Source organism: Pelagihabitans pacificus (assembly GCF_009371985.2).
GTDB lineage: Bacteria > Bacteroidota > Bacteroidia > Flavobacteriales > Flavobacteriaceae > Pelagihabitans > Pelagihabitans pacificus.
The window spans coordinates 233,151-256,106 of the sequence record NZ_VIKU02000005.1; the positions used below are offsets into that span (position 1 = coordinate 233,151).

General features: G+C 45.6%; 16 protein-coding genes and 1 riboswitch. Of the genes, 8 read left to right on the plus strand and 8 right to left on the minus strand.

Annotation, left to right across the window (positions count from 1 at the left end; all coding sequences use genetic code 11):
• Positions 1-175 precede the first annotated feature (175 nt).
• From thrA to metK, 3 genes are all read right to left on the minus strand, one after another.
• Positions 176-3,562: a bifunctional aspartate kinase/homoserine dehydrogenase I gene (gene thrA, locus FK220_RS16450; RefSeq protein ID WP_152575436.1), complete on the minus strand. Its 3,387-nt coding sequence runs from the start codon at positions 3,560-3,562 to the stop codon at positions 176-178.
• 52 nt (positions 3,563-3,614) lie between these two features.
• Positions 3,615-4,907 carry an O-acetylhomoserine aminocarboxypropyltransferase/cysteine synthase family protein gene (locus FK220_RS16455; protein ID WP_152575437.1) on the minus strand — a complete coding sequence of 431 codons (1,293 nt, stop codon included), beginning with the start codon at positions 4,905-4,907 and terminating at the stop codon, positions 3,615-3,617.
• A 118-nt stretch (positions 4,908-5,025) separates the two neighbouring features.
• Positions 5,026-5,151, minus strand: a riboswitch (SAM riboswitch).
• Positions 5,152-5,226: 75 nt separating this feature from the next.
• A complete protein-coding gene (gene metK / locus FK220_RS16460) occupies positions 5,227-6,483 on the minus strand; it encodes a methionine adenosyltransferase (RefSeq protein ID WP_152575438.1) in 1,257 nt (418 codons plus the stop codon).
• A 546-nt stretch (positions 6,484-7,029) separates the two neighbouring features.
• Here metK and FK220_RS16465 point away from each other — a divergent pair.
• A complete protein-coding gene (locus FK220_RS16465) occupies positions 7,030-7,644 on the plus strand; it encodes a deoxynucleoside kinase (RefSeq protein WP_152575439.1) in 615 nt (204 codons plus the stop codon).
• 58 nt (positions 7,645-7,702) lie between these two features.
• Here the strand turns inward: FK220_RS16465 and FK220_RS16470 are convergent, their stop codons facing one another.
• On the minus strand, positions 7,703-8,701 hold the full coding sequence (locus tag FK220_RS16470) for an App1 family protein (RefSeq protein ID WP_152575440.1): 999 nt from the start codon (positions 8,699-8,701) through the stop codon (positions 7,703-7,705).
• A 357-nt stretch (positions 8,702-9,058) separates the two neighbouring features.
• On the opposite strand from FK220_RS16470, the gene FK220_RS16475 reads away from it, so the two are divergent.
• Positions 9,059-9,763 carry an energy transducer TonB gene (locus FK220_RS16475; RefSeq protein ID WP_152575441.1) on the plus strand — a complete coding sequence of 235 codons (705 nt, stop codon included), beginning with the start codon at positions 9,059-9,061 and terminating at the stop codon, positions 9,761-9,763.
• Between the two features lie 81 nt (positions 9,764-9,844).
• On the opposite strand, the gene FK220_RS16480 is transcribed toward FK220_RS16475, so the two are convergent.
• The 4 genes from FK220_RS16480 to FK220_RS16495 all read right to left on the minus strand — a co-directional run bounded on the left by FK220_RS16480 (position 9,845) and on the right by FK220_RS16495 (position 16,605).
• On the minus strand, positions 9,845-12,238 hold the full coding sequence (locus FK220_RS16480; protein ID WP_152575442.1) for a sodium-translocating pyrophosphatase: 2,394 nt from the start codon (positions 12,236-12,238) through the stop codon (positions 9,845-9,847).
• A 111-nt stretch (positions 12,239-12,349) separates the two neighbouring features.
• A complete protein-coding gene (locus FK220_RS16485; RefSeq protein WP_152575443.1) occupies positions 12,350-12,877 on the minus strand; it encodes an inorganic diphosphatase in 528 nt (175 codons plus the stop codon).
• Positions 12,878-13,030: 153 nt separating this feature from the next.
• Positions 13,031-15,523, minus strand: a complete 2,493-nt coding sequence (locus FK220_RS16490; RefSeq protein WP_152575444.1) for a DUF5686 family protein — start codon at positions 15,521-15,523, stop codon at positions 13,031-13,033.
• A gap of 104 nt (positions 15,524-15,627) precedes the next feature.
• Complete coding sequence (locus FK220_RS16495) at positions 15,628-16,605, minus strand: pyruvate dehydrogenase complex E1 component subunit beta (RefSeq protein WP_152575445.1); 978 nt, start codon at positions 16,603-16,605, stop codon at positions 15,628-15,630.
• A gap of 170 nt (positions 16,606-16,775) precedes the next feature.
• On the opposite strand from FK220_RS16495, the gene FK220_RS16500 reads away from it, so the two are divergent.
• The 6 genes from FK220_RS16500 to egtB all read left to right on the plus strand — a co-directional run bounded on the left by FK220_RS16500 (position 16,776) and on the right by egtB (position 22,935).
• Positions 16,776-17,516: an electron transfer flavoprotein subunit beta/FixA family protein gene (locus FK220_RS16500; protein WP_152575446.1), complete on the plus strand. Its 741-nt coding sequence runs from the start codon at positions 16,776-16,778 to the stop codon at positions 17,514-17,516.
• A gap of 53 nt (positions 17,517-17,569) precedes the next feature.
• The gene (locus FK220_RS16505) at positions 17,570-18,538 is read left to right on the plus strand and encodes an electron transfer flavoprotein subunit alpha/FixB family protein (protein ID WP_152575447.1); all 969 of its coding nucleotides are present in this window, start codon (positions 17,570-17,572) and stop codon (positions 18,536-18,538) included.
• Between the two features lie 84 nt (positions 18,539-18,622).
• Positions 18,623-19,252, plus strand: a complete 630-nt coding sequence (locus tag FK220_RS16510; RefSeq protein WP_152575448.1) for a bifunctional nuclease family protein — start codon at positions 18,623-18,625, stop codon at positions 19,250-19,252.
• Between the two features lie 24 nt (positions 19,253-19,276).
• Positions 19,277-20,743: a NupC/NupG family nucleoside CNT transporter gene (locus tag FK220_RS16515; RefSeq protein WP_152575449.1), complete on the plus strand. Its 1,467-nt coding sequence runs from the start codon at positions 19,277-19,279 to the stop codon at positions 20,741-20,743.
• A 96-nt stretch (positions 20,744-20,839) separates the two neighbouring features.
• Positions 20,840-21,664 carry a thymidylate synthase gene (locus FK220_RS16520; protein ID WP_152575450.1) on the plus strand — a complete coding sequence of 275 codons (825 nt, stop codon included), beginning with the start codon at positions 20,840-20,842 and terminating at the stop codon, positions 21,662-21,664.
• Between the two features lie 107 nt (positions 21,665-21,771).
• Complete coding sequence (gene egtB, locus FK220_RS16525) at positions 21,772-22,935, plus strand: ergothioneine biosynthesis protein EgtB (RefSeq protein WP_152575451.1); 1,164 nt, start codon at positions 21,772-21,774, stop codon at positions 22,933-22,935.
• Positions 22,936-22,956 lie beyond the last annotated feature (21 nt).

Below are 22,956 nucleotides of genomic sequence, written 5' to 3' on the forward strand. Positions count from 1 at the left end.
TTATTTTCTCATTTACAGTGATGGAACCTCTTTCAACCTGTTAAATTTTGATTGATAATTTTCTAAGACCAAAGACAAGAAATCGAAGAAAATAGGACATATGATAGGGCCGCCACCGTTTTATCTTTCTTTACTTGGATCAATCTTCTCCGCCCTATCATCTTTTTTCTCCGCATTACCCCTTTTCAGCTATCCTTAGAATATCCCCGAACACCCCTCTGGCGGTCACCGCGGCCCCTGCTCCCGCTCCTTGGATAACCAAGGGATTTTGACCATATGACTCGGTATAGATCTCGATTATGGAATCGGAGCCTTTCACCTGTCCGAGGGCACTTTCCTTGGGAACCGAGATAAGTTGTACATCGAGTATTCCCTTTTCTTTCTGGAGGTTTCCATGAAGGTCACCGACATAGCGTAAGACCCTTCCGGGCTTCTGATTTTTTTTGATTTCGTTGAACGTATCGTCGAGCACGTCCAAGTTGTTCAGGAAAAATTCAACTGATTCCGACCGCAACACTTCCGGAATCAAGTTTTGGATATTGATATCATAAAACTCATTGTGCAGATCCAACTCCCTTGCCAATATCAACAATTTTCGACCTACGTCGTTGCCCGAAAGATCTTCCCGGGGATCAGGCTCGGTAAATCCTTTTCGCATCGCATCTTTCAGGATGACCGAAAATGGGGCATCCACCTCGGAAAACGTATTGAAAATGTAACTTAGGGAACCCGAAAACACCCCTTTGATCCGAGTGATGTTCTCTCCTGATAGATGCAACAGCTTAATGGTATCGATTAGCGGAAGCCCTGCTCCCACATTGGTTTCATATAGATACTGTTTTTGATTTTTTGAAAGTTCGTCCCGCAATAGTTGGTAGTAATCGAATCCCAACGTATTGGCAATCTTATTGGACGATACCAAATCAAATCCGTTTTCGGTAAAATCGAAGTAATGGGCCACAAAATCAACACTGGCGGTATTGTCAACAGCGATCAAATTCTCCAAGTGATGTTGTTTGGCATAGCGGAAGACATCTGTCATTTCATACGATTTCCCCTTATCCTTGATAGCCGATTTCCATCCTTTTTTGATACCATCCTTGTTCAACAGTATTTTTTTGGAATTGGCTACAGCAAAAATGTTTAAATCGATACCCTTTCGTTTTTCAATCGTGACGGCAGATTTTAGAATTTGATCGATTAGGGTACCCCCCACATTTCCGTGACCGAATAGCGCTAGATTTACTTTTTTACTGATTCCAAATATCTGCCCGTGCATCACATTTAAGGCTTTGTGCAAATCGGACTTCCTGACCACAAGACTCACATTCTTTCCCGAAACCGTATTATTGAACAACAGGGGTATGATCTGGTTCTTGATCAAGGCGTTATAAGGCTTGTGGAATGTACTTAAATCCTGACCGATAATTGAAATAACCGAAACTTCGCCAACCACCGTGATAGTATTGATGTCCTTGGATTTAAAATCGGTACTAAATTCGTTATCAAGGGCTCTCTTGGCGTCCTTGGCCCTGTTTTGGGGTACTACCAAACCGATTCCCCTCTCTGAAGATCCCTGGGAAATTATACTTACACTAATGTTATTCGCCTCGAGTGTCTTAAAGATACGGGCATCGATGCCTACTTTTCCCAATAAGCCCCTACCTTCCAAATTAATCAACGCGACATCCTCTATTACGGAAAGCGATTTGATTCCGTCTTTGCTCGACTTCGCGCTGATAAGGGTTCCCTCGTTATCCCCATTATAGGTATTCAAAATTCGAAGCGGAATGTTTTTTTCTATCAATGGAATGATTGTCTTCGCATGTAGTATGGTCGCCCCAAAGTTCGCGAGTTCGTTCGCTTCACTGTAGGATAGATTGGCGATGCGTTTCGCCTCGGGAACCAAATCGGGATCGGCCGTATAGATGCCATCGACATGGGTATAATTCTGTAATTCCTCGGCATCCAAAAAATTGGCCAACAGGGCCGCCGTGTAGTTGCTGCCGTTGCGCCCGAGGGTGGTCGTTTCACCAGCTTCGGTCGAGGCGATAAACCCGGTGATGACCGGCACCGTATCAGGACCCAGTTTTGCAAATCGTAGCAAAACGTTCTCCTTGGATGGCTCATCGAGCAATTTTGCATCACCGAAGGTATCATCGGTTTTGATGAGTTCCCTGGCATCCAACAATTGGGCCCTTGCCCCCTTGCCGATCAATAATTTGGTAATCAACTTAGCGGAAATCAGTTCTCCGTAGGCCAGCACCTCATCCTTTATCTTCCCGCTGTAGTCCCCTAACAGCGATACACCTTCAAAAAGCTGTGCCAAACCCCTGAACTCGTCGGACAACTTTACGTTCGAAAACGTATGCTGTTGGTATTTCTCGAAGATTTCGAAATCTTCTTTATAATCCTCCCCATTGGCCGCTTTGGTCAAAATGGTTTCCAACTGATCGGTCGCCTTTTCCCTTGCCGACAAAACCACGGCAATATGCTCCCCTGCCTTTGCTTTGGCTTCTATGATATCCAACACCCTACCAAGTCCTTCACCGTTACTAAGTGATTTTCCCCCGAATTTCAGAATTTTTATTTTTTTGGAGCGCCCATTCCTGTTGAAAATGTTGTACAACAGTTTTTCCATCTGCTCGAACTCCATCAAAAAGGCATCATGCCCATGCAACGACTGCACCTCGCCGTAGGTTACGTTGCTATTGGCCTGAGCCAATTGCTTAAAGGTTTCCTTGTTCTCGTTGGCGGTAAAAAACAAATCGGAATCAACACCGATAATATGGATATTGGTATTGCTGTTCTGAAGGTTGATAAAATTGTCGTCACCATGCCTGGTGATATCAATGGTTTTGAGCAATTGGTTCATCAACTTGTAGGCAGACAGCTGGAAACGCTCTTGCAGTTTTTTTCCATGATGCATCAACCAACTCTCCACATTGAATATCTGCAGTTCTTCATTGGTGCTTCGCTTGAAGCGTTCCTTGAAGGATTCCGGAGTACGGTAACACAACATGGCATGCATCCGTGCGTCATGCACTGGCTGACTTGAATTGACCAAAAATTGCTCTTGAATTTGGCAGTTGGCAATCAACCAGTCGGTAGATTTCCAATCGGATGCCACTGGAACCAGATGTTCGGTTATCGTTGGATTTAAAGCTGCCATTTCCCACGCAATGCCCCCGCCCAGGGAGCCTCCGATGATGGCAAAAAGCTTCTTGATTTTCAACTGTTCCAAACCCAAAAGAAAAATTTGGGCAATATCACCTGCCACAAAATCCTTGTAGTTATCAATAACAAACTTATCATAACCGTTACCGGGGATATTGAAAGCCAATATGGTATAGCTATTGGTGTCTATACACTTACCAGGTCCGATCAAGGCCGACCACCAACCTTCTTCCCCAGCCACATTGGAATTTCCGGTGAGGGCATGGTTGACCAGAACCACCGGAGCCGAATGAAGATCCCTACCGAATATTTGGTAGGAAAGTTCGATATCCTGGATTGCCCCACTTAGTGCGGTATAATGAGGTAAACTAAGGTGATTTAGCATTGGCTATGGGTATTGGCACCCAAAGATTTAACTCTTTGGGTGCTACAAAGTGTTAGGCAAAAACCGATTTGTCAATGGTGGAAAAGGCACTGACCAAATCGGCCTTCAAATCTTCCACATCTTCCAGACCTACCGACAAACGAATTAGGTCTTTCGTGACACCGGTAGACTCCTGTGCCGTATCGTCCAATTGTTGGTGCGTGGTACTGGCCGGATGGATAATCAAGGACTTGGTATCCCCAATGTTGGCCAGTAAGGAAAAAATCTTGGTTTCGTCGGCTATTTTCTTGGCCGATTCAAAACCGCCCTTCACCCCGAAGGTAACGATACCACTTTGACCCTTGGGTAAATAGGCTTCCGCTTGGGCGTAGTATTTACTGCTTTTAAGACCGGGATAGTTGACCCAGGCAACTTCCGGTCTACTTTCCAACCATTCGGCGAGTGCCAAAGCGTTTTCGCTATGCTTTTTCATGCGCACGGAAAGGGTTTCCAAGCCTTGAATAATCTGCCATGAATTGAACGGGCTTGGAGCTCCGCCGAAATCCCGCAATCCTTCGATACGTACTTTGGCGATAAAGGCTGCAGGTCCAAGCGCCTCATGATATACCAAACCGTGGTATCCCGGGGAGGGTTCCGTGAACTCCGGGAACTTACCGTTACCATAGTCAAAGGTTCCTGCATCTATGATGATTCCGCCCAAGGAGGTTCCATTTCCATTGATATATTTGGTCAAAGAATGTATAACAATGTTCGCCCCATGCTCAATAGGATTCAAGAGCGCAGGCGTCGCTACGGTGTTGTCCACTATAAAAGGTACCTTGGCGGCCTTGGCCTCGGAAGAAATTGCTTTTAGATCAAGTACATCCAACTTCGGGTTTCCTAGGGATTCGGCAAAAACCGCCCGAGTATTCCCTTGCACCGCTTTTCCAAAATTGGTGGGATCTTCCGGGTCTACAAAGGTTGTCGTAATGCCCAACCTCGGTAAGGTATTCGCCAATAGATTATAGGTTCCCCCATAAAGACTATTGGAGGCGACAATATGATCTCCGGCACGTAAGAGCACCAGAAGAGCAGTCGAAATGGCCGCCGTTCCCGATGCCGTAGCCACTGCTGCGATACCACCCTCCAAGGCTGCAAGCCGCTGCTCCAGCACATCATTGGTAGGGTTGTTCAAACGTGTGTAGATAAAGCCTGGTTCGGAAAGGTTGAACAGATTGGCCGCGTGATCGGCATTGTTGAATACATAGGCCGTACTTTGGTAAATGGGGACTGCCCTAGTTCCACCATTGGCGGCTACGTCGTGTCCGGCATGTAATGCGTTGGTTGAAAATTTTTGTTCGCTCATGATTTTGTTTTTTAATCGTTAAACATCAAATTAAAAAAGCCAAACCTTCCCCACCGTCGTTGCGGACAAGTAAAATCAAAGAGTTATAAGAAAGCTTAAATTACAGAAGTAACTTGTTGCGTTATCTGTCACGCCTCAGGCGTGATAGAATTTAGCACCTTCTCCGTATCTGACAAGCCGTCTGGATAACAAAGGGTTGCTAAGGCTTCAAAGGGTCTATTCCCTCCACCTTTCTTGATAACTATTCAATACGTGTTTGAACTTTGGAAATACAAATATATAAGGGGGGAATGGAAAATCCCCCCTTTTTTTCAAAAAATTACAGCTTAAAGGCTTTTTTTACCTTGTCTACCATATCCAATTTTTCCCAGGTAAAAAGTTCTACTTCTTTCTCAATACGGCCATTATAGGGAGACTCATAAACTTTTTTCACCGTCTTCGGTTCTTTACCCATATGGCCGTACGCAGCGGATTCCAAATAAATCGGATTTCGTAACTTCAAACGCTTTTCAATGGCAAACGGGCGCATATCAAATAATTTTTCGACTTTTTTAGCAATCTCCCCATCGGTCAGATCGACCTTTGCCCTACCGTAGGTATCCACGAAAATCGAGGTGGGTTCCACCACTCCGATCGCATAACTTACTTGCACCAAAATCTCATCGGAAACTCCGGCAGCCACTAAATTCTTTGCAATATGCCTTGAAGCATACGCCGCACTTCTATCTACCTTACTGGGGTCTTTGCCACTAAAGGCACCACCGCCATGTGCCCCTTTCCCCCCATAGGTATCCACAATAATTTTGCGTCCTGTCAATCCAGAATCCCCATGGGGACCACCGATCACAAATTTTCCCGTTGGGTTGATATGGTACTTAATTTGGTCGTCGAATAAATTCTGAATCTTCTTCGGCAATTGCTTTTTAACTTTGGGAATGACAATTTCAATGATGTCTTTCTTAATTTTTTCCAACATCTTTTTATCGCTTTTGTCGAAGGCATCATGTTGGGTGGATACTACAATGGTATCAATCCGCTGTGGCACGTTATCATCCGAATATTCGATTGTTACCTGCGACTTGGCATCGGGCCTTAGGTAATCGATTTGATTCTTAGCTTTTCTTAAATCGGCGAGCACCTGTAATATCTTGTGCGAGATGTCCAAAGCTAAGGGCATATAGTTTGAAGTCTCGGTGGTCGCATAACCGAACATCATTCCCTGATCTCCAGCACCTTGCTCTTCTTTTTTTCCACGATCGACCCCTTGATTAATGTCTTGCGACTGCTCATGGATCAATGAGATGACCCCACAGGAATCGCCGCTGAACTGATAGGCACCTTTCGTATATCCTATTTGGTTAATGACGCCTCTCGCGATGTTTTGAACATCCAAATAGGTCTTGCTTTTTACCTCCCCGGCAAGGACTACCTGTCCTGTAGTAACCAAGGTTTCACAAGCGACCTTGCTTTCCGGGTCGAATGCTAAAAAATGATCCAAAAGTGCGTCGCTAATTTGATCGGCCACCTTATCAGGATGTCCTTCACTTACAGATTCAGAAGTAAATAAGTATGACATAGTCTATAATTTTTTTTGAAGGGATTTGACGATGTCGCTAAAAGAAGAATGATATGGATATGGTATCTATATCAACTGCTTTAGCATTTTTTAATGTCGATTTTAATTCGACAGCTGTCTTTTATGAGACAGGTTCTGAAACTTATTCAGAACTTAGAGGTTGCAATCAGTCAAATCCTTCCTCCTTTGTTATCCGGGCAAAAATAAGAAAATACTTTTGTCTTGAAAGCTATTCTTTTGAGAATTGTTCAAACTACCATAAATTTCGATATAATACCGGAATATCAAAACTTGCCCCTGTAAGGGGATTGTCCTATATTTCTGAATGGAATCGGTCTATGCCCTATTGGGATTTGTCCTGTACCCTTTCAAATTTAGGTGACACTTTCAACGTCATTTTAGGCCCTGGCGTACCACTGTTCTAAAACTTTTGCCATAAGCTATTTTCAAGGTATTTGGGCGTATATTTTTTCCCAAACTGGATATACTTCGTATATTGTGTGCCATCTCTTTAAGCAGATAACCAACCCTTAAAATAACGCGATAATGCACATTGCAGTTGCAGGAAACATAGGTGCCGGCAAGACTACCTTGACAAAATTATTGGCCAAACATTACAAATGGGAAGCCCATTTCGAGGAAGTAGTCGACAACCCCTATCTAGATGATTTTTACACACAAATGGAGCGTTGGAGCTTTAACCTGCAAATCTACTTTCTGAACCACCGGTACCGCCAGATTTTGAAAATTAGGGAAAGTGGTAAAAACGTTATCCAGGACCGTACTATTTATGAGGATGCTTTTATCTTTGCCCCGAACCTTCATGCCATGGGGCTCATGACCAATAGGGACTTTACCAACTACAAAAGCCTGTTCGAATTGATGGAAAGCTTGGTACAACCGCCGGACCTATTGATCTATCTCCAAAGCTCCATACCCAATCTCGTCAATCAGATTCATAAACGGGGCAGGGAATATGAAAATTCGATTTCCATTGATTACCTCAGCCGTTTGAACGAACGTTACGAAGCCTGGGTACATACCTATGAAAAAGGGAATCTTTTGATCATCAACGTCGACAATCTAAACTTTGTCGACAACCCCGAAGACTTAGGAACGGTAATCAACAAGATCGATGCGGAAATCAACGGCCTATTTTAACCGATAGCAGGTCTCATCGCACAAGACCTATCGCAGAAAACATGCGCTTGCCAACATGTTAAATTAGACCCAGTTGTTTCGCGTGAATACCGGCTTGGCCGCTGTCTTCCACAAAGGAAACAGGCGTATGGTATTCTTTGAATAACATCCTGATCCTTCTCATACGTTTCCGGTGGCCGACATCACGTAGATAAATGGCAATAATTCTATTCGGATACCGTTCGTTAATGGCCTTGTAGATATCCGCATCGTGTTCCCCGCTATCGCCAATAAGGACAAAACGGAGTTTTGGATAGGTATTGAGAATATTCTCTATTTCATGTGTTTTATGGGGCTTTTCCGTTTTACGATTGCCTAGGGTGGCCGCCATACTTCGTAAGAGGATCGGGCCCTTTGGAAAACGGTTCTTGTTTAAGAAAAACTCCAAGTAACGATAAAGGTTCCATGGACTATTACTTACATAAAAAATGGGATTGGCTTTGTCGCCCGATTTTCCCCGATGCAGTTGATGGTAGAATTCGGCGGCACCTTCCAGAGGTATTCGAATGGAAGCGTTTTTGAAAAAGGTATTATATAGGGCTTTCCATTTCAGGAAAGAGGCCACTCCAGTATGGAGAATGGTATCGTCAATATCACTAATGACGCCAAAATCCGCTGTTGACGAGGGAATCAACATTTCCCCTGGGAAACGATTTCCTTTTTTGATTTTTCTTCCTAAAAAGGGATTCGAGTAAGATAATTCATAAGAGAGCCATCCTTCACTATTGGTAAGTTCGCCCAGACCCGAGAGGGACTCGTCAAGCAAATAATATCCATGCTTGTCGGTAAAGGTATCAACCGATTTCCCATTCGGAAGTAAGACGTCCAAAGGAGCGTGTTTGATCTCATCGGTTTCGAAGCGTCTATAGGTATTCCGTAGAATCCCGTACCAGCCTTTTTCGGCCAAATCGATTTCCTCGTCCTCTAGGGCCCTACCTCTTAAATAAAGGTGTTCGTCGGTACCATAGGTCTGGAAGGCGATAATTTGTAACTCGTCTTTCTTGCCGAAAATTCGCATGGCTTAAAGATAGGGGTAAATGAATTGATGGCTTTCAAATTTAAATTAAAACGAACACCGCTAGTACTATCATTGCCAGTAAAATATACGTTGTTTTGAGTATCCTTTCCGGATAAATATGTCCTATCTCCCTACGGTTCGAACCACCGTTCAATTGGCAGCGTCCAACATGATTCCAATTTTTCCCATTCCCTCGATCAAAAGCCGACTTCACTCATTGGCCCTAGTAATCCAGCTCCTGATCGCCTAGGTTTGAAGTGTACCAACCTATTGGCCTACCATCGATCCGGATAGATGGTCGACTTTTTAAATCAGTATAAAACCAGCTTGTAGATAACAGGCACAAAACTTAGGGAAATGGAACTAAAAAAGAACAAGAAAGCGGACCTGAACAGAAATCGGGGTCTTTATTTTATCACTGGTCTGGTGTTGGTTATGGCTTTGTCATACATCGCCTTGGAGTGGAAGACCTATGATGACCCCACGAAATTTGACACCGGACTACACATTCAGGACGAGTTGACCGAACCCGTCCCCATAATTTTGCCGAATACCCCACCCCCACCTCCACCCCCTATCGCTCCAACGGTAATAGAGGTGACACCCGACGATGACCCAGTGGAGGAAACTGTCATAGAAAGTAGCGAACCAGACCCCAAAGAAGAAATTTTGGATGTGCGCGAGATAAAAACGGAGGAAGTAGAGGAGGATGTGCCCGTTTCATTTATCGTAGTGGAAGATGTGCCTATTTTCCCGGGTTGTGAAGAAGCCACTGACAAAAGAGGTTGCTTCCAAACAATGATGAAAAAGCATATTGAGAAACATTTTAGGTATCCGGAAATTGAAAGGGAAATGGGAATCCAGGGCAAAGTATCGGTGCTATTTGAAATACAAAAAGATGGAAGCATCGGGAATGTTCGGATGCGTGGTCCTAATGAAAACTTGGAAAACGAGGCTGCGCGTATTATTTATAAACTACCAAAAATGACTCCCGGAAAGCAACGGGGGACCCCTGTTCGTGTGCCTTTTGCACAACCCATTGTCTTCCGATTACAAAATTAATCAGCAGCTTTTTCTAGACAGCAAAAAAAGGATGCAACCTTGACCGTTGCATCCTTTTTTAGTGGGTAGTATCTCAAAAACTTATTTCCGGATGTCTCCCTTTTCGATGGTAACTTCCGTCTCTGTTCCTTTTGTATTTACAGTAGCAGTTTCGAATTCCTCGATTTGCTTTTTTACTTCGGCCTTTGTTCCTGTAAAGGTTTTTTCTTCGGTTACTTTTTCCCCGTTTACAACACTGGTATATGCGATGGTAGCTTCCGCCAAGTCAGAACTTGTGGTATCCATGGTCACGGTGATCGTTTTTTCCTCCTGATGGATGTCACCGGCCATACCGGTTACGCTCAAAGCGATACTCGGTGCGATAACCAGGGCTACGACCGACATGAGTTTCAACAAGATGTTCAGGGAAGGGCCCGAGGTATCTTTAAAGGGATCACCGACCGTATCACCAACAACGGCTGCTTTATGCGCATCGGTTCCTTTTCTACCTTGCTCCTCGATCATCTTCTTCGCATTGTCCCAGGCACCACCGGCGTTGGACTGGAAAATCGCCATCAATACACCACAGGTGGTCACCCCTGCCAACAATCCACCAAGCATTTCGGCCCCCCCAATGAAACCGACCGCAACGGGAACAGCAATGGCCAATAGACCCGGAAGTACCATTTCCTTTATCGAGGCAGTGGTGGAAATCGCCACACACTTATCGTATTCGGCAACGCCATCGGCTGCATCAAAGGTAGCGCGTTGAGCAGGAGTTGCCTTGGACATGTCGGAATCAAGGTCACGCATGACCTCCAAAGCCGCTTTCAATTGTGGGATATCCCTAAACTGTCGCCGTACCTCCTCGATCATGGCCATAGCAGCGCGACCAACGGCGTTCATCGACAGTGCCGAAAATACAAAGGGGAGCATTCCCCCGACCAACAGACCTGCCATCACCGTGGGTTTGGAAACATCGATTGCGGTAACATTGGCGGTTTGCATAAAGGCAGCGAACAATGCCAAAGCGGTCAAGGCCGCAGAAGCGATCGCGAATCCTTTTCCAATGGCGGCCGTTGTGTTCCCGACCGCATCCAATTTATCGGTACGCTCACGAACCTCACTTGGCAATTCGGCCATTTCGGCGATGCCCCCCGCGTTATCGGAAATGGGTCCGTAGGCATCTACGGCCAACTGGATGCCAGTATTGGCCAACATCCCTACCGCCGCAATCGCAATTCCATATAAGCCTGCAAAATGATGGGATACCAGAATCGCAATGGCAATTAAAATAATAGGAATCATAGTCGACATCATTCCGACACCGAGACCTGCAATGATATTGGTTGCCGCTCCCGTTTCGGATTGCCGAACAATCGCCGTTACGGGTTTTGTGCCTGTCCCTGTATAATATTCGGTAACCTTACCAACCGCCAATCCGGCGACAAGTCCTGCAAGTACCGCAAAGAAAACACCGATTGCGCTATACTCGGTACCGCCAAACATCCAGCTTTCCGGCAGCATGGTGGTGATAATGAAGTATGAAGCTACCAACATAAGCGCAGCCGATCCGAATTCCCCTATATTAAGGGCAGTCTGTGGATTACCACCGTCCTTTACCTTTACAAAGAAGGTTCCGATAATCGACATGATAATTCCGATAGCAGCCAGCACCAAGGGAAGATACACCGCTCCAAGCCCATCAAAAGCTCCTGTAAAAGCGGGAATTTGGGTAAAAGCGGCACCCAATACCATGGTACCAATGATAGAACCTACATAGGATTCAAAAAGGTCGGCCCCCATTCCGGCCACATCCCCAACGTTATCCCCCACGTTATCCGCAATAGTCGCCGGGTTCAACGGGTGATCTTCAGGAATACCGGCTTCCACTTTCCCAACCAAGTCGGCACCGACGTCGGCAGCTTTGGTATAGATACCTCCACCAACACGGGCAAACAGCGCAATAGAGGAAGCCCCCAAGGAAAATCCCGACAATACGTTCAACACTTCACCGATTTCCCATCCTTGACCACTGTATAGCATAAATAATCCGCTTAGGCCCAAAACCCCGAGTCCGACCACTCCGAGTCCCATTACGGCACCTCCCGCAAAAGCAACTTCCAAGGCTTTTCCCAAGGAAGTCCTAGCGGCTTGGGTAGTACGAACGTTCGCCTTTGTGGCGACGCGCATACCGATAAATCCGGCCAATGCGGAACAAATCGCGCCAACGATAAACGATACCGACACCATTCCGTTGGAACCTTCCTCGTTACTTCCCTTGAAGAATAATAGAATGGCTACCGCCACCACAAAAATGGACAATATCTTGTACTCGGATTTGAGGAACGACATGGCACCGTCGGCGATATTTTTCGCGATTCGGGCCATTTTGGCGTCACCGACTTCTTGCTTGGCAACCCATGCATTTTTAATGCCTACAAAGACCAGGGCTAGAATTCCAAATGCTGGTAAAAACTGAACAATATACTCCATGTTGTTTAAGTTGTTTTAAGTTTTTTTTAACGGCTGCTAAAGTAAGAAAAACGAACAGAATAAAAAAAGCCGTTTTTTCAGGTGAAATGACTCTTAAAAACAACCTCTTTTTTAGATGGTAAAAGAGCGTTTCTTTTTGTGTTCACTTTCTTCGTAGCGCTGTACACAATTATGATAGATTTCAATTGCTTCTTTCGCATCTCCCCAGCCTCCGACGTCTACCTTCTTCTTTTCCAAATCTTTATAGACCTGAAAAAAATGTTCGATTTCCTTCAATCGATGTGGGTTGATATCGCTGATATCGTTTCTCTTATTCCATATCGGGTCGGAGACCGGCACACAGATGAGCTTTTCATCAGGGCCCTTTTCATCGGCCATATGAAAGACCCCGATGGGTTTCACCTCCATCACGACCATGGGATAGGTAGGTTCGGTGCCCAGAACGAGCACATCAAGCGGGTCGTGATCCAAGGCCAAGGTCTCGGGTACGAATCCGTAATCTCCAGGATACATCATCGACGAAAATAGCGTTCTGTCGAACCTTATTTTATGCAAGGTAAAATCGTATTCGTACTTATTTCGGCTTCCTTTCGGGATTTCGATCAATACATCAAAAACTACTTGCTTCTTTTTACTCATTTCGGAATCTTTTATTAGTCTTTTTGTGTATGCAACGAAACGAATTTAAAACATCGAAATTGCCTTTTGTCCAAGGTTAATTTTTCAACCGTGTTTTGTTAATAGTGTAGGGGGAAATAAGCATTTTCCCCTTCGCGGAAATGAAATTGGTTTTTAGAAGCTGAACCCAAACGTACCCGTTACTGCAAACGGTCGTGCATTCGGACGATCCAAATAGTTGCCCCTAAAGTTAAAATCGATCCGGAATATTTTGAAAATATTACCGATTCCGACCGAATATTCGTAATAGATCCGCTCGTCAGGGGAGATCAACGGAATATTGGTCGGGGCGTTCAATGCAATGTTACTATCTGACAATTCTCCCCAAACCCCGCGTAGACCAACTATTTCCCTTAGATTAAGCTTTCTCAGTAATGGAATTCGTGAGAAAAGTCTTCCGTTGAAGTTGTGCTCCAGGTGGACCGCCGCATAGGTGTCGGAAACGAATTCATAGAAATCCATATTCGCAAAGGTACCATAAGTGGTGAAGAGCGTCTGGTTCCCCGGAATGACATTCAACAGGCTCAACGGTACATCACCGAAGGTTTTGCCTAGTTCAATGGTGCTGTACAAACGTCCGAAACCGCCTATCTGCCACGGCTGGCTATAGGAAAACTGTAGTTTATTGTAATTGAAATCACTTCCCCACGGGCCCTCGATACCTCTTGTATAATTTAATAATATTGTACTGTAGGTGTCGTTGATATCCCGCCGTTCCACTCCGTATCCGATGGTTCTTTTTCCAGGGGTGTAAATGACCACGGTACTTACATCGAGCTGTTTTGTTTCGGAAGCGACAGTGTCGGTATCGGGATCGATATAATCTAAACTAAAGTCCTCCGGGAGCGCGGAGCGCAGTGTTCGAAAGGTAGAACCCAATCGAAAACGGACATTGGTAATCGGTTCGATCTCCAAACCAAAGGCGCTCAAATTAATATTGGTAAGCCTGTTGTTGGCCCCTACGGTCAGTACTGCCGAAGATGCGATACTTCTCCCCAACACATCGTTGGTCGCCGTAAGGCTAACCCCCAACTGCTCGATATCCCTGCGGTGGCCCCCGGAGACGATCAAGCGACTTTGTTTGTCCAACAAAAACTTACCCGAAATACCGTGTTTGAATTTTTTATCGCTGAACCCGTAAGCCATATAACCTTCCAAACGCCATGGATCGTTTTCCCCAAAATAGGTACGGGCTCCCAAACGGATTCTGGGGCCTTCGGCATCATTGAAGCCAAAAACATCGTACACGCTGCCGATATCCATATTCCATTTATCGATTTCCACATATCCGGAAGCCAAAATACTGACCAAGTTGTAGTACGATTTAAACTTGGGAACCGTTTTGAGCGTATCGAGCAATTGGTAAATGCCCTTTTCATCCTTATTTAATTCTTCAAGCCGATTTCGGGCCCAAAAAACGCTATCTTGGTTCATCACCGATGGATCGAACGGATTTCGGTCTTTTCGATAGAATTCCTTCGGTTTTTCCTCGTCAAAAACATAATTGTTGTAAACCGTTGTGCGCTTTCCGTAAACACCCCTGGATTTTTCCTTTTTCTGAAAACTAAAGTCACTTAGCATGTAATCGCGCTTCAATAGAAATACGGAATCGTTTACCACATCGAACTCCTGCTCGATATAAATTTCCTTCACCCAATTGATATTGGCACTTTTGGTGACCTCCAAATTGATATTCTTGATAGCGAAGGTAGAGTCGTTGACCCAAAAATCGCCCTTGAAGGTCAGTTCGTTTTTTCGGCGTGGATAGTAGACTATATTATAGCACCATTTATTATCGATATAGGCACTATCGCGCAACGCGTAGTTATAGGTATCGATGCCGGTACGCGATAACGGACTCGTAAAACTCTTGTCAAAAAATTTAAGGTAGTTGTTGTAGATATCGTAGTCCTGATACAGGTCGTCGACAAAGGCGATAATTGCCTGATTATTGTCGAAACCTGAATTCTTGTTCCCAAGGATTTGTTCCTTTTCCTCGTTGAGGATATTATCGCCATGCACCTTACTAAAGGTTTCATTGAGGAAAATAGGAAGATACGTTTTACCCGTAATGCGCGAAGTATCCAAATCTTGAAACACGAACTCGAGTCCCTTAAAAATCTTGCGCTGCATCAAGGCACTGTCGATGGTGTTCAGATCGAACTCGACCTTTTCATACTTATCATAAGCGTATTGTTTGAACTTCCGAATGCCGTTCTGTCTTTTTTTCGCCCAGATTTTCTTCAAAATCTCTACCGCAGGATTGTTCTTCTTCGACTGTTTTCCGGATATGACCACTACCTCTTTCAACTGCTGGGTCGATTCCTTGAGTACCACCTTCATATTATAGGTAACCCTTGAGGTCAAAGGAATTTCCAAATCTTCGTACCCTATGAAAGAAATGAGAAGGGCGTCATGGGTTTTATCCGATTCCATATAAAAACGGCCATCGTCGTTCGTAATGGTACCCTCGAAGGAATTTTTGAAGATCACATTGGCGAAGGCAACCGGGTTGTCGAACTCATCGACCACCATACCCCCCACCTTGGTCTGTGCGCTGATACTGACGGTAAATAGAAGGATAAGTGGTAAAAGAAGGTTTTTCATGTAGTTCATTCGGTTCCTGGCACTTCCAATCAAAGAATGTACCAAAAAAAAACTTCGCCTACTGTGGGTCGGCGAAGCAAATGTACCTTACAAAAAGGTTTATTTTATCGATATAACACTTTATTAACAGCTTTGATCACGTCCTCGTGGTTGGGAAGCCACTCCTCCAACAACACAGGGGAATAGGGGGCTGGAGTATCCGCAGTATTGATACGTTGAATGGGGGCGTCCAGATAATCAAAGGCGTTTTCCTGCACGTGATAGGTGATTTCGGTCGATACGTTTCCAAAAGGCCACGCTTCCTCTACGATCACGAGACGGTTCGTTTTTTTTACGGAATTCACCACGGCATCATAATCTAGAGGCTTTACGGTACGCAGGTCGATAATCTCACAACTAATGCCTTCCTTCCCAAGCTCATCGGCAGCCTTATCGGCTTCCTTGATAATTTTTCCAAAGGAAACGATGGTCACGTCACTGCCTTCCCTGCGTATGTCGGCTACCCCCAGCGGAATGGTGTATTCCCCTTCGGGCACTTCTCCCTTATCCCCGTACATCTGCTCGGATTCCATAAAAATAACCGGGTCATCATCGCGAATAGCGGATTTTAACAAGCCCTTGGCATCGGCAGGATTTGAAGGTACTACCACTTTGAGACCGGGACAGTTGGCATACCAGCTCTCAAATGCTTGGGAATGGGTCGCTGCCAATTGACCCGCAGAGGCGGTAGGGCCACGGAAAACGATAGGGCAGGGAAACTGCCCGCCAGACATTTGCCTGATTTTTGCCGCATTATTGATAATCTGATCGATACCTACCAAGGCAAAATTAAACGTCATAAATTCGATGATGGGACGGTTACCGGTCATCGTAGAACCCACGCCGACACCAGCAAAACCCAATTCCGAAATAGGCGTGTCGATGACTCGTTTGTCGCCGAACTCGTCCAACATTCCTTTGGAAGCTTTATAGGCTCCGTTGTATTCGGCAACCTCCTCGCCCATTAAGTAAATGGTTTCATCCCTTCTCATTTCTTCGGACATGGCTTCGGCAATCGCTTCCCTAAATTGTAATGTCTTCATAAGTGTGTGACGTATCTTTGATTAAAAATGCACGCAAAAATAGGAAAATATCCATTGAGTTTGGGAAGTATGGAATCAAAAAAAGAGACAAAATTTACTATGCATGCATAGTAAATTGGTTAAAATTCCCTATCTTAGCCCGAGAAATTAAACGACTAAAACGTATTTGAATGAAAATATTAGTTTGTATCAGTAATGTCCCCGATACCACCTCGAAAATCAACTTTACCGATGGTGATACCAAATTCGATACGAATGGGGTACAATTCGTTATCAATCCGAATGACGAATTTGGTCTGACCCGTGCTATGTGGTTCAAGGAAAAACAGGGTGCGACCGTACATATTGCCACCGTAGGCGAGGCATCGGTAGAACCTACCATGCGAAAAGCCCTGGCCATTGGTGCCGATGAGGGCATTCGTGTAAACGCTCTTCCCACCGACGGCTTTTTCGTAGCCCAACAATTGGCCGAGGTCGTAAAAAATGGGAACTATGACCTCATCATAGCCGGTAGGGAGTCTATCGACTATAACGGCGGTATGGTACCGGGCATGCTCGCCACGCTATTGGATATGAATTTTGTGAACACCTGTATCGATTTACAGATAGAAGGCACTAACGCAACCGCCGTTCGTGAAATCGATGGGGGAAAGGAAACCATCGCCACTAGTTTGCCGCTAGTAATCGGTGGCCAAAAGGGATTGGTCGAGGAAAGCGACCTTCGCATTCCTAACATGCGTGGTATCATGATGGCCCGAAAAAAACAATTAAATGTAGTAGAGCCTGTTGAGACAAACCACGGGACCACGGATGTCAAATTTGATAAGCCGGCCCCCAAAGGTGCCGTAAAGTTGGTCGATACCGTAGACGAATTAGTCGATTTGCTTCATAACGAGGCAAAGGTGCTCTAGTGAGGATTTATTAGACAAAAAAGATTTAGAAAAACAAACATTAAAAAAACAAGATGTCTGTACTAGTATATACCGAATCCGAAAACGGAAAGTTCAAAAAAACGGCTTTTGAAGTTGCCTCCTATGCCTATGAGGTAGCCAAACAGATGGGTACTACGGTGACCGCCGTTGCAATAAACTCCGACAATCCCGAAAGCTTGGGCACTTATGGGGTTGCCAAGGTCTTGCATATTTCCGACGATAGTCTTAGTCCATTTAATGCAAAGGCGTATGCCCATGCAATCGAACAGGCGGCGCAACAAGAAGGAGCGCACATAGTAGTAGTCGGCTCTAGCGCCGATTCCAAATTTTTGGCACCGATAGTGGCCGCCAAATTAAGTGCGGGCTATGCACCCAATGTGGTGGCCGCCCCGGAAAACACCAATCCGCTTACGGTAAAAAGAATGGCTTTTAGTAACAAGGGATTCGCCCACACCCAACTCAACACCGATCATAAAGTTATCGGGGTGTCGAAGAATGCCTTCGGGACCGTCGAAAATAAGGTCGATACCGCTGTGGAGGCCTTTACTCCCTCATTGAACGATGCCGATTTCACCACTAAATCCGTCGAAGTCGACAAGGTGGTCGGAAAAGCGACGATTGCCGACGCCGATATCGTAGTATCCGGTGGTAGAGGATTAAAAGGTCCCGAAAATTGGGGCATGCTCGAGGAATTGGCCGATGTATTGGGAGCGGCGACCGCCTGTTCCAAACCGGTTTCCGATATGGGATGGCGTTCCCATAGTGAACACGTGGGACAAACCGGAAAGCCCGTGGCAACCAACCTGTATATCGCAATCGGAATCTCCGGAGCAATACAGCACTTGGCCGGAGTCAGTGCCTCCAAGACCAAGGTAGTGATCAATACCGACCCAGAGGCCCCGTTTTTCAAAGCGGCTGATTATGGGATTGTGGGAGATGCCTTTGAAGTGGTACCCCAACTTACCGAAAAATTAAAGGAATTTAAGGCCCAAAACGCTTAATTTTTGTTAATTTGCAACCCTTAAAGGGCTGTTTAAATACTGGTACGCCCAAGCATTTAAACAGCCTTCCTTTTTAACGGGTATATGAGCTTAGTAAGATTAAAAATAAAGGGGATATCCTACAGCCAAACGCAGAACGGGGCCTATGCCTTGATTTTGAATGAAGTAGAGGGCGATAGAAAACTTCCAATCGTAATCGGAGCGTTTGAGGCACAATCGATTGCCATTGCTTTGGAAAAGGAAATCAAACCCCCCAGACCCCTCACCCACGACCTCTTTAAAAACTTTGCCGACCGTTTCGATATTGTAGTGAAGCAAGTAATTATCCACAAATTGGTAGATGGGGTTTTCTATTCAAGCATCATCTGCGAGCGCGATAAGATAGAGGAAATCATCGATGCCAGAACCAGCGATGCCATTGCATTGGCATTACGTTTCAATGCGCCGATTTTCACGTATAAGACCATCTTGGACAAGGCCGGCATCTTTTTGAAATTTTCTACCAAGGACAAGGACAAGGACGAGAGCGATGAAAGCATTATGGTCGATGAGATTCTACAGGAAGGGGAAACCGTTGAAATCGATTCCGGCACTTCCGAGGGCTACACCGAAATGACCATAGAGGAACTCAACAAGGAATTGGATAAGGCGGTGGCGAATGAAGACTACGAAAAGGCCGCCAAACTACGGGATGAAATCTCCAAACGAAACTAACCTACCGACCAATACCACCCCTGCATGAGGAAGAACAGACTAGTGATATTGTTGCTTGCTCTTTTTGCCATCCTCCCATTATTTTCACAAGATACCCTTGCCCCCGAAATCATTCGGGAAACCTTGGAATCGGCTACCATCAATGATATCCAGACCGACGCGGCAATAGATCCAGTCCCGAACCAGGGTTTTTCAATCAAAAGCTTGGGCCGCGGGGTGCTGGGAATGTTGGTACTCGTCCTGATCGCATTTCTCTTTAGCGCCAAACGAAAGGCTATCAACTGGAGGACTGCCGGAATAGGGCTTGGGATTCAGCTTTTGTTGGCAATTGGAATCCTAAAGGTTCCGTTTATCAGGGATATTTTTTCATTTTTGGGAAAGTTGTTCAATGCGATATTGAATTATACCATCGCTGGAAGTGAATTTCTTCTAGGAAATCTACTCAATCTTGAAAATCCTAACATCGGGTACATCTTTGCCTTTCAAATACTGCCGACCATCATTTTCTTTTCCGCCCTGACCTCGGTCCTTTTCTATTTAGGAATCATTCAAAGGATTGTTCAGGGTTTGGCCTGGCTCTTGACCAAATCGCTCGGAATTTCCGGAGCGGAAAGTCTGTCGGTGGCCGGGAACATCTTTTTAGGACAGACAGAGGCACCTTTGATGATCAAGGCGTATTTGGAAAAAATGAACAAATCGGAAATTATGCTGGTCATGATCGGCGGAATGGCCACCGTGGCCGGTGGGGTACTTGCCGCCTATATTGGTTTTTTGGGGGGCAACGATGAGCAGCTTCGGTTGGAGTTCGCCCGCCATTTGATCGCCGCCTCGGTCATGGCGGCACCGGGGGCCATCGTGATTTCCAAAATCCTATATCCACAGACGGAAGCCATCAACACCGAGGTGAGCGTCTCCCAGGAAAAAATCGGTACGAACTTATTGGACGCCATTTCGAATGGAACTACCGAAGGGCTCAAACTAGCCGTGAACGTCGGGGCGATGTTGCTGGTTTTTGTAGCCTTTATCGCGATGTTGAACGGTATTTTTGAATGGATCGGGGATTGGACCAGCCTCAATGGTTGGATCGCCAAAAATTCTAGCTACGACAAACTATCATTGGAAGCTATTTTAGGAACCCTCTTCGCCCCCTTAATGTGGTTGATAGGGGTCGCCAAGGAAGACATCATGTTGATGGGCCAACTCTTAGGGATCAAGTTGGGCGCCAGTGAATTTGTCGGCTACATCCAATTGGCGGAATTGAAGGATATGGCAAGTGCCCCTAGATTCACCTATAACAAATCGATTATTATGGCCACCTATATGCTTTGTGGCTTTGCCAACTTTGCCTCTATCGGTATCCAGATCGGTGGTATCGGCTCCTTGGCCCCCGGACAGCGAAAGACCTTATCCGAGTTCGGAATGCGGGCCGTTTTAGGTGGGTCGTTGGCCTCCTTGCTTTCCGCGACCATAGCCGGAATGATTTTGGGGTAGCTAGGGTTAGGTTGATAACCTTTTGATAAAATCGACCTTCCAATTTATCTTTTCACCCAACATTTTTCTACTTTAGTCCACCATAAAAAAAGAGCAATGCGGCAGTACCACGACTTACTACACCACATTTTGGAAAATGGAAACCAAAAAGGCGATCGCACCGGCACCGGCACCAAAAGTGTCTTTGGGTACCAGATGCGGTTCGACCTCAACGAGGGCTTTCCCATGATCACCACCAAAAAGCTGCATTTGAAGTCCATCGTCCATGAACTCCTTTGGTTTCTGAAAGGCGATACCAATGTGCGTTATTTGCAGGAAAACGGGGTACGTATTTGGAACGAGTGGGCCGATGACAATGGGGATTTAGGCCCCGTATACGGCCACCAATGGCGCAATTGGAACGATGATGAGATCGATCAGATCAAGGAGGTGGTCCATACCCTAAAAACCAATCCGAACAGCCGACGGATGTTGGTCTCCGCTTGGAACCCCAGTGTACTGCCCGATACCTCCCAATCATTTTCCCAGAATGTCGCCAACGGCAAAGCGGCGCTTCCGCCCTGCCATGCATTTTTTCAATTCTATGTGGCAGACGGTAGGTTGTCCTGTCAATTATACCAACGTAGTGCCGATGTCTTTTTGGGGGTACCCTTTAACATCGCCTCCTACGCCTTGTTCACTATGATGATGGCCCAGGTTTGTGGTTACAAGCCGGGAGATTTTATCCATACGTTCGGGGATGCCCATATCTACGACAACCATATGGAGCAGGTGCAACTACAACTGAGTCGGGAACCGAGACCCTTGCCGAAAATGCTACTCAACCCCGAGGTCACGGATATTTTTAACTTTAAGTTTGAGGACTTCACCCTGGTCGATTACAACCCGCATCCACATATTAAAGCGGCGGTGGCGGTTTAAAATTGGTAAAATACCTATTTGGTTTTCCTTTTTAACCATTTTTTGACCTTTTCAAGTCAATAGGGACTGTACGGTTATTCGTATCTTTATGGCAAGAACGCATTGCTATGATACTTACCGATTCCCTTTTGGATTTCTTTGTGGAAACCCGAAAACACAGCGAAGACATTTGCTCCCCCCTTGAAATTGAGGACTACGTAGTGCAGCCCATAGTGGATGTTTCCCCTCCAAAATGGCATCTGGGCCATACGACCTGGTTTTTTGAGGAGTTTATCCTGAGACGACACGGGAAGGACTACCAAGTCTTTAACGAGGATTTTTCCTTTGTTTTTAACAGCTACTATGAAACCGTAGGGAAACGTGTGGTTCGTTCCGACCGTGGAAACCTCTCCAGACCCTCCGTACAGAAGGTATATGAGTACCGAAGCTATGTGACGGATGCCATCAGAAGATTATTTGAGGAAAACCAGGACCAAGAACTGCTCGCTGTCCTGGAAATTGGTATCCATCACGAAAAGCAACACCAGGAACTGTTGTTGACAGATATCAAGTATATTCTGGGGAACAATCCGTTACTACCAAACTATTCGGATCGTTATGACGAGTATCCCGTCGAATCCCATTCCGAGGATTGGATTGCTATGGAAGAGGGGATCTACGAAATCGGTCACAGGTCAACGGACTTCTGTTATGACAATGAGCTTGGGCATCACAAGGTGTATCTACACCCCTATAGGATATCCAACAAATTGGCTACCAATCACGACTTTATCGATTTTATCGAGGCGGATGGTTATAGGCGATTCGACCTTTGGCATGCCGAAGGGTGGGATTGGGTACAACAACAGGGGATTACCTCCCCTTTGTATTGGCACCAAATCGAAGGCGAATGGCATTACTATACCCTACAAGGTTTGACAACAGTGAGATCCGCGGCACCCGTAACCCATATCTCGTATTTCGAGGCATTTGCCTTCGCCCAATGGAAGGGTTGCCGACTACCAACCGAATTCGAATGGGAAGCGGCCCAGCAGTATTTCAACTGGGGAAGCCGATGGGAATGGACCGAAAGTGCGTACCTGCCTTATCCCAATTATCGGAAAGCTGATGGGGCCTTGGGCGAATACAACGGTAAGTTTATGGTGAATCAAAAGGTACTACGGGGTAGCTCCGTGGCTACCCCCATCAAACATAGCCGCCCCACCTATCGGAACTTTTTTCAACCCAATTTACGATGGCAATTCACCGGATTGCGATTGGTACAATCGTAATTTTACCCTTTCACCGATAAA